Raw genomic sequence first — 13,640 nt, forward strand, 5'->3', positions numbered from 1 at the left:
TCCTTCAGGGCAGCGGGTGGGTGCGCAGGAACGCATCGGCGACGTCGCGCGGCGACTTGCCGTCGAGATCGACGGCCTTGGCCATCGCCTGCATCGCGTCGTTGTCGAGCGCGGCCGACAGCGCGTTGAGCTGCGTCGCGAGCTTCGGATTGCTTTCAAGCGTGCCCTTGCGGACCACGGGCGTCGCGTTGTACGGCGGGAAGAAGTGCTTGTCGTCCTCGAGCGGCACGATGCCGAAGCCCTTCACGCGGCCGTCGGTCGTGTAGACGAGGCCGATCTTCAACTGATTGTTGTGCAGGGCCGTATAGACGAGCCCCGGATCCATCTGCTTCAGTTGCGCGCGGCTGAACTGCATGCCGTAGGCGGCGAGCAGCGGCTTCAGGCCGTCGGGGCGATTCGCGAATTCCGCGTCCATGCCGAATACGTAATGCTTCGCGGCGGGATCGTTCTTCAGGTGCTCGGCGAGCTGCGACACCGTGCGGATGCCGGTGGCCTGCGCGAGTTCGCTCGGCAGGCCGATCGCGTAGGTGTCGTTGAGCGGCGACGCATCGAGCCACACGAGCCCGCGCGGCACGTCGAGCGCCTTGACGCGCCGGTACATCTCCTCGGGCGACAGCTTGTCCTGGATCTTGTTGTAGACGAGCGCCGCCGTGCCCGTGTAGTCCCACATCAGGTCGAACTGGCCGTTCTCCAGCGCGCTGCGCGCGAGCGTGCTGCCGAGCCCGGCGCGGACTTCGACGTCGTAGCCGCGCGAGCGCAGGTATTGCGACGTGAGTTCCGCCAGCACGTACTGCTCGGTGAAGTTCTTCGCGCCCAGCACGAGCTTCGCGGCGAACGCCGGCGTGCTCGCGGCGACGCACAGCGCGCCGACGGTGCACAGGCGTGCGAACGATCGAAGGATGCGATGAAGCGTCATGCGGCACCTCCGTGGCGTGCCAGCCAGTGACGGCTGCCGGCCGCGACGATGCCGTCCAGCACCAGTGCCAGGATCGCGGTGAGCGACGCGCCGAGCAGCAGCAGCGGCTGGTTGTCGAGGTAGATGCCGGGGAAGATCAGCGAGCCGAGACTGTCCGCGCCGATCAGGTAGGCGAGCGGCGCCGTGCCGACGTTGATCGCGAGCGCGGTGCGCACGCCGCCGACGATGATCGGCAAGGCGTTGGGCAATTCCACGCGAACCAGCGATTGCCAGCCCGTCATGCCGATGCCCTTGGCGGCTTCGCGCAGCGCGGCCGGTACGTTCTTCATCCCTTCGTAGGCGTTACGCGTGACGGGCAGCAGCGAGGCGAGAAACAGCGCGACGATCGCCGGCACGTTGCCGATGCCGAAGATGCCGAGCGCGATGGCGAGCACCGCGAGCGACGGGATCGTATTGCCGATGTTGAAGACCTGCATGAAGCGCTCGGCCTGGCGCTGGAATCGCGGCCGGCTCAGCAGTACGCCGGCCGGCACGCCCACGGCGATGGCCAGTGTCATCGAATAGACGACCAGCAGCATGTGCTGGCCCGCGTAGTAGGCGAGATCGTCCGAGCGCTGCTTGAACGTCTCGGCGCCGATGCCGCGCGCCAATGCCCATCCCACGGCGATGATGGCCACCAGGCTGCCCACCAGCTGGACAGTGCGTCGAGTCATGAAGATACGCCTCCTCGATTCGGTGCGGCGCGCGCAGGCGCACGCCGCGATGACGCCGCATGGCGTCGCGATGGAAGTTCGTGATCCCGGCATGGCCGCGATTGAACTGACGGAAACAGTGCTGCCGGCTGCACCGAGGTGCGGCTGGCGGTCGGTTGAACGCGACGACGCGTTCGTCTGATTGTCAGGTTCAGCCCGGCGGCGCCGTAACGGCGAGGCGCGTTCGAGCAGGGCACCGTCCTGTGAAGACGGCATGGATGCGGGCGGCTTGGCGCCGACCGCTGGGGCCGGAGGCCCCTTTTGACGTGGCGAAACGGATGCATGCGCAACGAAGTGCGAAATGACATCACGTTGCGCACGAGATCATGCGTTTTGTGATGAAGTTGAGGCGAGTATAGAACAATCGATCGAACGCGTCTACCGTGGGGAGCGATCGCGGCGATGCGTGGCCGGTCGTGCGAGGGCCACGAGCAGGGTGCGTGAAAATTGATTCGAAGCCCGAATCAGTGGGCGAGACCGGCGTGGCGACGGGCGATGCGCGAGCGGTCTCGCCGCATGAAATCGTTACCGCGCGATGCGGCGCGCGGTGGTGCCGATCACGTTGGTCAGCAGCCGCACGATCGTCAGCGCGGTCATCTCGCGCACATCGAGCGCCGGGTGATATTCGACGACGTCGATTCCCGCGAGCCGCGTGTTCGCGCACAGGTGCCGCAGTACGCCGCGCGTCTGGTGGAACGTCAGGCCGCCCGGCATCGGCGCGACCACGCCCGGCGCGATGCTCGGGTCGAGGCCGTCGATGTCGACGGTCACGAACCACGGCGCGTCGTCCACGAGGTGCCGCGTGACGGCTTCGATGCCTTCATCGTGCACGACGTCGGCCGGCACGAGCACGTTGCCCGAGCGCAGCGCGTCCTCCACGTCGCTCGGGCGCGCGCTGCCGCTGCCGCGCAGGCCGACCTGGACGATCCGCCTGACGAACGGCATCTCGCGGATGCGCCGGATCGGGCTCGAATAGCCGTGCCGTTCGCCGTTCACCTCGTCGCGGAAGTCGAGATGCGCGTCGAACTGCAGCACGTTCAGCGGTCCGTACGCGTCGAACGCGCGCACGCACAGCGCCGGAATCGAATCGTCGCCGCCGAGCACCACCGGAATCGCGCCGCGCTCGAGCAGCGACGCGACGGCGGACGTCACGGCCGCCGCGTTGCGCGCGACGTCCAGCGTGCCGGGCAGGTTGCCGCAATCGACGCAGGTCGCGCCCGTGTCGCCGAACAGCGTGCCTTGCAGGTCGAAGTCATAGTGTCCGATCTGGCGCCCGTAGCGGAAGCTGCGCTCGCGCACCTTGTCGGGCGCGTTGGACGCGTCGCAGTGCAGCAGCGCCGGGCCGTACGGCACGCCGTACGGCGCGCCGAGGACGGCGAACGTGGCGGAGACTCGCTCCGTATCCGGCTCGCAACCCTGAGCAAGAAACGGCACCTTCGGTGAATCGCAAAGCATGTTTTCCTCGTTGAATAAGCGGGCCGAACGCGTGTGAACGTGTGACCGTCAGTCGGCGACCACGTGTTCGAGCACGTCGGAGCGGATCGGCCCGAGCATGAAGATGTAGATCAGGCATCCGATGATCGCCATGATCGACGCCGAGATCAGGCCGGGCGTGAACGAGCCGGTCGCGTCCTTCAGCAGGCCGATCACGGCCGGGCTCGCGATGCCCGCGAGATTGGAGATGCAGTTCTGGAACCCGGCGACCGTGCCGGCCACCGAGCGTTCGCCGCGTGCGGACACGTCGGCCGGCAGCGCGAGAATGCTCGACGTGGCGACCGACACGCCGAAGAACGCGATCGACAGGAGCAGCAGCGCGAGCCAAGCCTGCGACGCGAGCCCCGCCAGACCGATCGTCGCGCTCAGCGCCATCCCGACGACGATGCAGAACTTGCGCGCAAAGTTCAGGCCGTAGTGGCTTGCCGCGATGCGGTCGGAGATCCAGCCGCCGACCCACGAGCCGACCAGCCCCGCGAGGCCCGGCAGGATGCCGTAGAAACCGAGCTGCAGCAGGCTGAAACCGCGTTCCTTCACCAGGTAGGTCGGGTACCACGTGATGAAGAAGTAGACGACGTAGCCCTGGCAGGCGAAGCCGAGCGACATTGCCCACACCACACGCGACGTGAACAGCCGGCCCCACTTGATGCGGACCGGTGCGCGCTTTTCGGTGGGTGCGTCCTGGTCGACGTGCTTGGCTTCGGCCGCGTTGACGAAGCGGTTCTGCGACGGAAACTCGCTCGCGACCAGCAGCCAGACGACGACCCACACGAGGCCGATCGCGCCGGTGAAGATGAACGACGCGCGCCAGCCGTACGCGGTGATGATCGCGGTGCAGATCGGCAGCGCGATCAGTGTGCCGCCGCGCGCGCCGCAATCGTAGATGCCGGACGCGAGGCCGCGTTCGGTCGGCGGGAACCAGCGCTCGACGAATTTCGTCGCGGACGGGAACGCGCCGGCTTCGCCGACGCCGAGCAGGAAACGCAGGCCGAGCAGCGACGCGCCGCCGCGCGCGAGGCTCGTCGCCATCGTGAATGCCGACCACCACACGACCGCGCCCGCGAACACGAGTTTCGCGCCGAACCGGTCGACGAGCATGCCGGCCGGGATCTGGCAGGCCGCATAAGTCCAGAAGAACGCGCCGAGGATCAGGCCCGATTCGGCGGACGACAGGTGCAGCTCCGTATTCATGTACGGCAGCGCGACCGCCAGGTTGGCGCGGTCCATGTAGTTGGTGACGATCGCGAGAAACGCGAGGAACACCATGAACCAGCGGAATTTGGTGGGCTTGTGCGCCCGTAAGCTCGACATTGTCTGCATCGTTGTGTCCCCTGACCTGCCCGTTGCGGCCGCTTTTGTGTTCAAAGCCGTGATTTCATCGAATTCCGGCCTGTTCCGCCAATACATTGTCGGACCGCGACCTATAACCGTGGGTTATGCTCTCGCGATCGTGCGGCGTCGAAAGGAGGGGAACATGGCAAGGCGAACGCTGAACTATCACCAGGTCGAACTGCTGTACGAGGTGGTCCGGTGCCGGACGCTGACGGCGGCGGCGCGCAATCTGCACATCTCTCAGCCGGCGGTCACGAAGCAGTTGAAGGTGCTGGAAGAAAGCCTCGGCGTCGAGCTGTTCAAGCGCGAGAAAGGCCGGTTGCTGCCGACGGCCGAAGCGATCCTGCTGTTCGAGCAGACCGAGCGGACCAACGCGAGCCTGCATGCGCTCAACGAACTCGCGGACGGCTTGCGCGCGGGCACGCTCGGCCGCCTCGGCATCTGCGCGTATCCGGCGGTCACCGAACGGCTGCTGCCGGAAGCGATCACCGTGTTCCAGGCGAAGTACCCGAAGGTGTTCGTCGAAGTCGCGATCGAGAACGCGGAGCGGATGCTCGATCTCGTCGAGAGCCAGCAAGTGGATCTCGGCATCTGCGCGCCGTTTCGCGCGATGCGCAACGTCACCGAACAGCATCTGCTCGATTCGACGATCGTCTGCGCGATGCGCGCCGACGATCCGCTGGCCGTGCGGCAGACGGTGACGCTCGCCGATCTCGAAGCCGGCGGGCTGACGAGCGTCGATGCGCTGGAAGGCATCCCCGAACTGGAGGCGCTGCTGTCGGCGTCCGAGAACCGGCACACGATTCACGCGCGCGTGTCGAGTTCGGCGCTCGCGTGCCGGATGGTGCAACTGGCCGGGCGGCGCGCGATCGTCGACAGCCTGACCGCCGTGTCGATCGATGCGGCCGGCCTCGCGTTCGTGCCGATCGACACGATTCCGCCGCGCCGTATCGCGATGCTGCGCCCGTCGCTGCGGCCGGGTAGTGCGTTCACCGAAGCGTTCTGCCGGATCCTCGAAAGCCAGGCGAAGCGACTTCAGGTCGACATGACGCGCCGGTGCGCGAGCCGGCGGCGCGTCAGGGCGAAGGGGTAACGCATCCGAGTCACGCGTCGGTGTCCGACGCCGAGCGCGGCGTCTTGCCGGTCCAGCGCCGGTACGCGTGACGGAAGCTGCGCGGTTCGCTGTAACCGAGCCGCTCGGCGATCGCGGCGACGCTCAACGCATGATCGTCGAGCAACCGCACGGCTTCGTCGCGACGCACGTCGTCGAGCAACGACTGGAACGTGATGCCGTCCTTGTCGAGCCGCCGGCGCAGCGTGCGTTCGGTCAGGTGCAGCGCGCCGGCGAGCGCCGTCATCGACTTGAACCGCACGAGGTCGCGCGCCATCAATTCCTTCGCGCGATCGGCGAAGCGCGTGCCGACCGACGCGGCCCACTGCCGTTCGAGCACCTCGCACTGGCCGTGCAGCGCATTGAAGCTGACTTCGTTCGCGAGGCGCGGCGCTTCCGTGCCGTTCACCGACGTGAACACGAGCCGGTTGTCGGCCGCATTGAAGACGACCGGGCAGCCGAAGTGGCGCGCGTAGTCGGCCGCGTTGCGCGGCGTGCGGCGCGCGAGCTGCACCTGCTCGGGCCACACCGGCTTGCCGACGAGGTCGGACACGATCAGGCGCAGGCTCGACAGGCACATGTCGGCCTGGAACACCTCGAGATCGGGCTCGCCGTTGTAGCGGCCGATGGTCACGCTCATGCCGCCGGCATGCGCGTCGATACGCACGTCGAAATACAGCCCCATGAACAGCGGAAACTGGCCCATGCAGCGGAACGCCTGCATCACCGAGCCGCTGATCAGCATCGCGTAGCCGGCGAGACCCAGCGTCGACACATGCAGCCGCGCGCCGATCGACAGCCCGATCGACGGCACGCCGCTGCAGCGCAGCAGGTTGCGAAAGCAACGTTGCTCCTGGCCGCGATTCACGTGCAGGTTCGGCGATGCGACTTCGTCCGCGCCGAGCCCCGTGCCTTCGAGCAGTGCGGCGCCGTCGATGCGCCGCACGCGGCACTCGTCCAGCGCGACCGCGATCGCGTGAACCGTGGCGGGAATATCCTCCTGGCGTCCGGCCGGACGCGCGAGGCCGAGCGCCGAACGCAGGCTGCGTTCGGCCCGGCTCTGGTTTCGTTGGGAACGGCTGTCCATGGTGCCGATGCGGTGACGGGGTCGCACAGAACATAGCCGGAATGTCCGCAAAACGCCAGTGCCGCACAGCAGCATGCAGGGCGGCAGGGCACCATGCCCGACGATGTGTCCGGAAATATCCCTCGATTACGTCCGCTTTTCTCATTCGTCGTCGATTTTTTGGCGCACCACACTTTCTTCCAGTCGTGCCCCGCCGGCAGCGCCGGACGCACGCGTGTTGAAGTCATGGACGCCACCCACGTGAGGACAGCATGGACAACGACAGGCCAGGTCGAACCGCATCAGCCGCCGCGATGCACGAGTTCGAGGCGTACGCGCCGCGCGGCGACACCGACGCACGCAAGCCGCACCTGCTCGGACTCTCGACGCTGGTGATCTTCGGCCTCGCGTACATGCTGCCGATGACGGTGTTCACGACCTACGGCCTCGTCACGAGCGAGACGAACGGGCATCTGACGGCCGCGTACGCGGTCACGCTGATCGCGATGCTGTTTACCGCGCGCAGCTACGGCCACATGGCGCGGCTGATGCCGAGCGCCGGCTCGGCCTACACGTTCGCGAGCCGCAACTTCGGCACGTCGGCCGGTTTCATGGTCGGCTGGGCGTTGCTGATGGATTACCTGTTCATTCCGATGATCAGCTATCTCGCGATCGGCATCTACATGAAACAGATTTTTCCGACGGTGCCGGCCAGCGTGTGGATCATCGGCAGCATCGCGCTGATCACCGGGCTGAACATCGTCGGCATCCGGCTCGTCAATCGCGTGAACCTGATCCTGATCGCGAGCCAGCTCGTGTTCATCGCGGTCTTCGTGATCGCGTCGGCGCACGTCGCGGCGGGCGAAGGGCTGTCGATTGCCATCGCGTTGCCGTCGTCCGGCGATGCACGCGCGATCTTCGCCGGCGCCGCGATTTTGTGCCTGTCGTTCCTCGGCTTCGATGCGGTCACCACGCTGTCGGAGGAAACGCGCGAGCCGCGGCGCACGGTGCCGCGCGCGATCCTGCTCTGCACGCTCGCGAGCGGCCTGCTGTTCATGCTGATCGCGTATGTCGGTCAAGTGGTGTTTCCCGACTGGCATGCGTTCAAGGATCTCGATTCGGCGAGCCTCGAACTGATGCGGCGGGTCGGCGGCCGCACGCTGTCGGCGTTCTTCGTCGCGGTGTACGTGGCCGGCTGCTTCGCGAGCGCGATGGCGGGCCAGGCGAGCGTGACGCGCGTGCTGTTCGCGATGGGCCGCGACCGCGTGCTGCCCGAATGCGTGTTCGGCCATCTGCATGCGCGGTTGCATACGCCGGTGCGGGCGACGCTCGCGGTCGGCGTCGTGTCGCTGTCCGCGCTCTTCATCACGCTCGATCTCGCGTCGACGATGATCAGTTTCGGCGCGCTCGTCGCGTTCGCGATCGTGAACCTGTGCGTGATGCGCAGCTATCTGAGCCGGCCCGAGCATCGCCACGCAGCGGGCTGGATTGCATACGGCCTGATGCCGGCGATCGGCTTCGCGATGAACGTGTGGCTCTGGTCGGGGCTGTCGCGCCAGACGTTCTACGTCGGCATCGGCTGGCTCGTGGTCGGGCTCTGCCAGCTCGTCTGGCTGACGCGCGGTTTCACGCGGCCGGCGCCGACGCTGTCGATGAATTGAAGGACCGGCTGCGCGATGCCGGTTTTGAAACCCTGAAGGAGGAGTGATCCATGCACGCTGTTGACGTCAATCTCGATGCGGACCTGCAGGCGCTCGGCAAGCGCCATCTGCTGATGCACTTCACGCATGCCGATGCATACCGCGAGAACGCGCTGACCGTGTTCGACCGCGGCGAAGGCTGCTGGCTCGTCGACCGCAGCGGCAAGCGCTATTTCGACGGGCTGGCCGGGCTGTACTGCGTGCAGGTCGGCTACAGCCACGGCGCGGAGATCGGCGATGCGATTCGCGAGCAGATGGTGCGGCTGCCATTCGCGACCAACTGGGGCTACGGGCACGAACCGGCGATCCGGCTCGCGCACCGGCTCGCGGCGCTCGCGCCCGAGGGCCTGAACCGCGTGTTCTTCACGTCGAGCGGCTCGGAGTCGAACGAATCGGCGATCAAGCTGGTGCGCCAGTATCACCAGTCGCGCGGCGAGCCGCAGCGGCGCAAGTTCATCGCGCGGCGCGTCGCGTATCACGGCACGTCGTTCGGCGCGCTCGCGCTGAACGGGATGACGAACTTCCGCAAGCATTTCGAGCCGCTGATGTCGGGCGTGCGGCACGTGGGCAACACGAAACGCTACGGCCGCCCGGCGGGCGAGACGGAGGCGCAGTTCACGCGCCATCTGCTCGACGAAATCGAATCGCTGATCGTGCAGGAGGGGCCGGACACGGTCGCCGCGATCGTCGTCGAGCCGCTGCAGAACGCGGGCGGCAGCCTGACGCCGCCGGCCGGCTACGCGGCCGGGCTGCGCGACATCTGCGACCGGCACGGCGTGCTGCTCGTCGCCGACGAGGTGATCTGCGGGTTCGGCCGGCTCGGCGAGTATTTCGGGTCGGCGCGCTACGGGCTGAAGCCGGACATCATCACGTTCGCGAAGGGCATCGCGTCGGGCTACGTGCCGCTCGGCGGCGTGATCGCGAGCGACGCGGTCGTCGACACGGTGCTCGACGGGCCGCAGCAGATGTTCCTGCACGGCGCGACCTACGGCGGCCATCCGGTCGCGTGCACGGCCGCGCTCGCGAACCTCGCGATCATGGAGCGCGAAGGGGTGCTCGCGAACGTTCGCGACAACGAAGCGGTGTTTCGCCGGACGCTCGACGGGCTGCTCGAACTGCCGTGCGTCGGCGACGTGCGCGGCGACGGCTATCACTACTCGCTCGAGCTCGTGACCGACAAGGTCGCGCGCCGCTGGGCGGCCGGCATCAGCGCGCAGGCGTTCGTGTCGACGCTGCTCGCGCCGGCGATCTTCGACGCGGGGCTGCTGTGCCGCGCGGGCGTGGATCACGAAGGCACGCCGATCGTGCAGTTTTCGCCGCCGCTGGTGATGTCGCGCGACGAGATCGCATGGTTCGTCGCGCAGATCCGCGACATCCTCGTCGAGACCTACGCGCGGGCGACGCGCTGAGCGCGGCATCCGTCATTCCGGGAGTATTCGATGCGAACCTCACAGCAGTCCTATATCGACGGCCAGTGGCGCGATCCGGCCGAGGCGCGATCGATCGACGTGATCGATCCGGCCACCGCGCGGCCGTATGCACGGCTCGCGATCGGCGGCGCGACCGAGGTCGACCGTGCGGTCGGCGCGGCGAAGCACGCGTTCGACACGTATTCGCGCTGGTCGGTGGACGAGCGCGTCGCGTTGCTGAAGCGCGTCCTCGAGATCTACCAGCGCCGCTACGAAGAAGTCGCGCAGACGATCAGCCAGGAGATGGGCGCGCCGATCGCGTTCGCGCGGGCGATGCAGGCGGCGGTCGGCACCGCGCATCTCGAACAGACGATCCGCGCGCTGCAGTCGTTCCGCTTCAGCACGCAGACCGGCTCGCTGCTGGTGTCGCACGAGCCGATCGGCGTGTGCGCGCTGATCACGCCGTGGAACTGGCCGATCAACCAGATCGTGTGCAAGGTCGCGCCGGCGCTCGCGGCCGGCTGCACGATGGTGCTCAAGCCGAGCGAGATCGCGCCGTTCAGCGCGATCCTGTTTGCGGAGATCCTGCACGAAGCCGGTGTGCCGGCCGGCGTGTTCAACCTCGTGCACGGCTACGGACAGGAAGTGGGCGACGCGCTGTCGCGGCATCCGGACGTCGACATGGTGTCGTTCACGGGCTCGACGCGCGCGGGCGTCGAGGTCGCGAAGGCGGCGGCCGATACCGTGAAGCGCGTGCACCAGGAGCTCGGCAGCAAGAGCCCGAACCTGATCTTGCCCGATGCCGACATCGAGGATGCCGTCACGCGCGGCGCGCGCAGCTGCTTCAGCAACAGCGGCCAGTCGTGCAACGCGCCGACGCGCATGCTGGTGCACGTCGATCATCTGGCGCGGGCCGAGCAGGCGGCGCGCCGGGAAGCGGAACGCACCGTCGTCGGCGATCCGCGTTCGACGGAAACCGGCATCGGGCCGGTGGTCAGCCGCACGCAGTTCGAGCGCATCCGGCACTTCATCCGGCTCGGGATCGAAGAGGGCGCGACGCTCGTCGCCGGCGGCCCCGGCCGGCCGGAGGGGCTCGCGGACGGGTTCTACGTGCGGCCGACGGTGTTTTCGAACGTCACGCCGGGCATGACGATCGCCACGGAGGAAATCTTCGGACCGGTGCTGTCGATCATGACCTACCGGACCGAGGACGAGGCCGTCGCGCTCGCGAACGATTCGGTCTACGGGCTCGCGGCGTACGTGCAGTCGAAGGATCTCGAGCGCGCGCGCCGGATCGCCGCGCGGTTGCGCGTCGGCAACGTCCACATCAACTACCCGGCATGGAACCCGGCCGCGCCGTTCGGCGGCTACAAGCGCTCGGGGAACGGGCGCGAGTACGCGGAGTTCGGCCTCGTCGAGTATCTGGAAACGAAGGGCACGACCGGGTACACGGAAGGCGACGCGCGATGATGGCCTGAGCGCGCGGAAGAAGTCCGCGGGGTCGCCGCGCAGCGGCCGGCCCCGACGCCACGCCGCCGGTGCCGCCGCTCAGCGCTCTTCCGCGTCCGCCTCGGCCGCATCGGGTCCCGCCACCGGCGCGGCGGCGGCCCGCCGGCGAATCTCGGAATCGAGGATCAACCGCCCGCGCAGCTTCCCTTTCATCCGCTTCACATGCTTGGGCGCCTCGGTCATGTGCTCGACCATCAGCGCCCGGACGCGCTCGGCGTCGCGCTCGCGCGCGGCCTGCAGGATCGCCTTGTGAATCGACACGTTCGCTTCGCCGAAGCGCTTGTGCTCGACGAGCGGCGTATCGTTCCGGAACTCGATCAACTGCCGGATCATCTCGTTGATCAGTTCGCAACTGAAGCGCAGGAACGGATTCGGATTCGCGGCCGCGAGGATATCGTGGAACGTCGTGTCCTCCTGCCGCTGACGCAGCATGTGGCCGCGATCGTGCACGCCCGACGCGCCGTCGCAGCACGCGATGTTCGCTTCCAGCGCCGCGAAGTCGCGCTCCGTCAGGTGCGGCACGGCGCCGGCGGCCAGCTCGGGTTCGAGCAGCTTGCGCACCGTATAGATGTCGTCGATCGTCACGTCCTTGAAGAACAGGTAGTTCTGCAACAGCTGAAGCGTGCGGTCGAGCGGCACCTCGACGACCATCCCGCCGCCCGACGGCCCCGTCGTGACCTTGATGAGCCCCTGCACCTCGAGCGATTTCAGCGCTTCCCGGATCGTGCTCTTGCTCACCGCATAGAGCTGCTGCAGCTCGGCTTCGCGCGGCAGGCGGTCGCCCGGCTTCAGGTCCTTCTCGGTGATCAGCCGCTTGATCTCCTCGGCGACGAGGTCGGCCCGCTTCGGCTGCTTGATTTCGACCGCGAGGCCCGCCCTGGCTCGGTCCATGACCATCTTCACGACTCCTTTGTCTGACCGCGCGCCGCGTCATCGTCGACGATCGGTCCCGGCGCGGGTACGGAATTTTGCCTGATTGACACCAATTTTGATCAACTCTAGCATCAGGTTCATTCTATTTATCATGATAAATAGAATGAACCGGCGGCGCGCATCCAGGAGTGGCGTGGGCACGGTTTGGCAGTCGGTCGTATCGCGTGTGTCCCCCATCATGAGGAGCGTCAACTTGAATCGCCGAGAACTGTTGAAACTGGCCGCGCTGTCGGCCGTGCCGGGCGCGCTCGGCAGCATGTCGTCCCGTGTCGCGTTCGCGCAGGGCTCGCCCATCCAGCTCGCCTGCCCGGTGCCGATGTCCGGCCCGTTCGCCGCCAACGGCAAGTACGCCGATCTCGGCATGCAACTGGTCGTCAAGCAATACGGCAAGGTGCTCGGCGCGCCGCTCGCCTATACGGCGCTCGATACCGAGGGCAAGCCCGCGACCGCCGTGCGGCGCGTGCAGGAGATCGCGCAGCAGAAGGGCGTGCGATTCTTCGCGGGCGGCATCCTGTCGTCCGAATCGCTGGCGATGGGCAAGGAAGTCCAGAAGGCGGGCGGCGTGTTCATCACGACGGCCGGCGCGGACGAGATCACCGGCAAGGACTGCAACGCGGCGACCTTCCGCTGGTCGGTGCCGACCTTCGGCGCGATCGAGCAGACGGTGCGCCCGTTGATCCAGATGCTGCCGAAGGCGAAGCGCTGGTACACGATCACGCCGCAATACGTGTTCGGCGACGGGCTGCTGTCGGCCGCGAAGGCGATCTTCAAGGAAAAGGGCATCGAGCACGTCGGCAACAGCTACCACTCGCTCGCCGAGAAGGAGTTCAGCGGCTACCTGACGAACGCGGCCGCCGCGCAGCCCGACGTGCTGCTGATCCTGAACTTCGGCTCGCAATCGTCGGACACGCTGCGCCAGGCCGTCAGCTTCGGGATGAAGCGCAACTGCACGATCCTGCTCGCGTGGGCGTCGGGCCTCGAACAGTTCGAGGCGCTCGGGTCGGACATCTGCGATGGCGTGTATTTCGGCGCGCAGTACTGGCACGGCATCGATTCGCCGCTGAACCGCGATCTGGTGAAGCGCGCGAACGCCGCGTTCAAGGCAAACCCGAACTACAGCCTCGCGGGTTCGTACATCTGCTCGAAGATCCTGATCGACGCGATGGTGAAGGCCGGCAGCGCCGATCCGAAGAAGGTCGTCGCCGCGATGGAAGGGATGAAGTACGACGGCCTCACGGGCCCGGAGGAAATCCGCAAGGGCGACCACCAGGTGCTGAAGAACTACTACCTGCTGAAAGGCAAGCCGAAGGCCCGGATGAAGAACGCGGACGACTATGCGGACATCGTCAGCTCGGGCCAGTCGTTCCTGCCGCTCGACAAGACGGGCTGCAAGCTCGCTTGACGCCGTGCATGCGTTC

12 protein-coding genes are annotated in these 13,640 nt (G+C 67.2%); 6 read left to right on the top strand and 6 right to left on the bottom strand.

Annotated features, from left to right (window positions below):
* Positions 1-4: 4 nt before the first annotated feature.
* Together H0X95_RS00725 and H0X95_RS00730 are read right to left on the bottom strand one after the other, a co-directional pair.
* A complete protein-coding gene (locus tag H0X95_RS00725) occupies positions 5-916 on the bottom strand; it encodes a glycine betaine ABC transporter substrate-binding protein (RefSeq protein ID WP_006484838.1) in 912 nt (303 codons plus the stop codon).
* Positions 913-1,629: an ABC transporter permease gene (locus H0X95_RS00730; RefSeq protein ID WP_006484827.1), complete on the bottom strand. Its 717-nt coding sequence runs from the start codon at positions 1,627-1,629 to the stop codon at positions 913-915. Before H0X95_RS00730 ends, H0X95_RS00725 begins: the two co-directional genes overlap by 4 nt.
* Between H0X95_RS00730 and H0X95_RS00735 the strand changes: the two genes are divergently transcribed.
* Complete coding sequence (locus tag H0X95_RS00735) at positions 1,628-1,810, top strand: hypothetical protein (RefSeq protein ID WP_006484836.1); 183 nt, start codon at positions 1,628-1,630, stop codon at positions 1,808-1,810. The genes H0X95_RS00730 and H0X95_RS00735 overlap by 2 nt on opposite strands.
* A gap of 383 nt (positions 1,811-2,193) precedes the next feature.
* On the opposite strand, the gene H0X95_RS00740 is transcribed toward H0X95_RS00735, so the two are convergent.
* The gene (locus H0X95_RS00740; protein ID WP_006484846.1) at positions 2,194-3,123 is read right to left on the bottom strand and encodes an agmatinase; all 930 of its coding nucleotides are present in this window, start codon (positions 3,121-3,123) and stop codon (positions 2,194-2,196) included.
* A 48-nt stretch (positions 3,124-3,171) separates the two neighbouring features.
* Entirely contained in the window at positions 3,172-4,473 is a 1,302-nt protein-coding gene (locus tag H0X95_RS00745) for an MFS transporter (RefSeq protein WP_059721461.1), read from the bottom strand.
* A 163-nt stretch (positions 4,474-4,636) separates the two neighbouring features.
* On the opposite strand from H0X95_RS00745, the gene H0X95_RS00750 reads away from it, so the two are divergent.
* The gene (locus H0X95_RS00750) at positions 4,637-5,587 is read left to right on the top strand and encodes a LysR family transcriptional regulator (protein ID WP_059721460.1); all 951 of its coding nucleotides are present in this window, start codon (positions 4,637-4,639) and stop codon (positions 5,585-5,587) included.
* A 10-nt stretch (positions 5,588-5,597) separates the two neighbouring features.
* Here the strand turns inward: H0X95_RS00750 and H0X95_RS00755 are convergent, their stop codons facing one another.
* Positions 5,598-6,692, bottom strand: a complete 1,095-nt coding sequence (locus tag H0X95_RS00755; protein ID WP_006484842.1) for an AraC family transcriptional regulator — start codon at positions 6,690-6,692, stop codon at positions 5,598-5,600.
* A 293-nt stretch (positions 6,693-6,985) separates the two neighbouring features.
* Here H0X95_RS00755 and H0X95_RS00760 point away from each other — a divergent pair, with 293 nt between their 5' ends.
* Genes H0X95_RS00760 through H0X95_RS00770 form a run of 3 tightly spaced genes read left to right on the top strand, consistent with a single transcriptional unit; the run spans position 6,986 to position 11,250 of the window.
* Positions 6,986-8,332 carry an APC family permease gene (locus H0X95_RS00760; protein WP_059721459.1) on the top strand — a complete coding sequence of 449 codons (1,347 nt, stop codon included), beginning with the start codon at positions 6,986-6,988 and terminating at the stop codon, positions 8,330-8,332.
* A gap of 50 nt (positions 8,333-8,382) precedes the next feature.
* On the top strand, positions 8,383-9,780 hold the full coding sequence (locus H0X95_RS00765) for an aspartate aminotransferase family protein (protein ID WP_006484830.1): 1,398 nt from the start codon (positions 8,383-8,385) through the stop codon (positions 9,778-9,780).
* A 30-nt stretch (positions 9,781-9,810) separates the two neighbouring features.
* Positions 9,811-11,250, top strand: coding sequence for an aldehyde dehydrogenase family protein (locus H0X95_RS00770; RefSeq protein WP_059721458.1), 1,440 nt, complete (start codon positions 9,811-9,813; stop codon positions 11,248-11,250).
* Positions 11,251-11,328: 78 nt separating this feature from the next.
* On the opposite strand, the gene H0X95_RS00775 is transcribed toward H0X95_RS00770, so the two are convergent.
* On the bottom strand, positions 11,329-12,186 hold the full coding sequence (locus H0X95_RS00775) for a FadR/GntR family transcriptional regulator (RefSeq protein WP_006497935.1): 858 nt from the start codon (positions 12,184-12,186) through the stop codon (positions 11,329-11,331).
* Between the two features lie 229 nt (positions 12,187-12,415).
* Between H0X95_RS00775 and H0X95_RS00780 the strand changes: the two genes are divergently transcribed.
* Positions 12,416-13,624 carry an ABC transporter substrate-binding protein gene (locus H0X95_RS00780; RefSeq protein WP_059721457.1) on the top strand — a complete coding sequence of 403 codons (1,209 nt, stop codon included), beginning with the start codon at positions 12,416-12,418 and terminating at the stop codon, positions 13,622-13,624.
* Positions 13,625-13,640 lie beyond the last annotated feature (16 nt).

The sequence above is a fragment of the Burkholderia sp. 9779_493 genome (genome assembly GCF_015712215.1).
GTDB lineage: Bacteria > Pseudomonadota > Gammaproteobacteria > Burkholderiales > Burkholderiaceae > Burkholderia > Burkholderia cenocepacia.

Excerpts from the sequence above, each read along its gene's own strand:
- H0X95_RS00735 (WP_006484836.1), top strand. The coding sequence starts at position 1,628 with ATGAAGATACGCCTCCTCGATTCGGTGCGGCGCGCGCAGGCGCACGCC.
- H0X95_RS00755 (WP_006484842.1), bottom strand. The coding sequence starts at position 6,692 with ATGGACAGCCGTTCCCAACGAAACCAGAGCCGGGCCGAACGCAGCCTG.
- H0X95_RS00765 (WP_006484830.1), top strand. The coding sequence starts at position 8,383 with ATGCACGCTGTTGACGTCAATCTCGATGCGGACCTGCAGGCGCTCGGC.
- H0X95_RS00775 (WP_006497935.1), bottom strand. The coding sequence starts at position 12,186 with ATGGTCATGGACCGAGCCAGGGCGGGCCTCGCGGTCGAAATCAAGCAG.
- H0X95_RS00760 (WP_059721459.1), top strand. The coding sequence starts at position 6,986 with ATGCACGAGTTCGAGGCGTACGCGCCGCGCGGCGACACCGACGCACGC.
- H0X95_RS00740 (WP_006484846.1), bottom strand. The coding sequence starts at position 3,123 with ATGCTTTGCGATTCACCGAAGGTGCCGTTTCTTGCTCAGGGTTGCGAG.
- H0X95_RS00725 (WP_006484838.1), bottom strand. The coding sequence starts at position 916 with ATGACGCTTCATCGCATCCTTCGATCGTTCGCACGCCTGTGCACCGTC.
- H0X95_RS00745 (WP_059721461.1), bottom strand. The coding sequence starts at position 4,473 with ATGTCGAGCTTACGGGCGCACAAGCCCACCAAATTCCGCTGGTTCATG.
- H0X95_RS00770 (WP_059721458.1), top strand. The coding sequence starts at position 9,811 with ATGCGAACCTCACAGCAGTCCTATATCGACGGCCAGTGGCGCGATCCG.
- H0X95_RS00750 (WP_059721460.1), top strand. The coding sequence starts at position 4,637 with ATGGCAAGGCGAACGCTGAACTATCACCAGGTCGAACTGCTGTACGAG.
- H0X95_RS00730 (WP_006484827.1), bottom strand. The coding sequence starts at position 1,629 with ATGACTCGACGCACTGTCCAGCTGGTGGGCAGCCTGGTGGCCATCATC.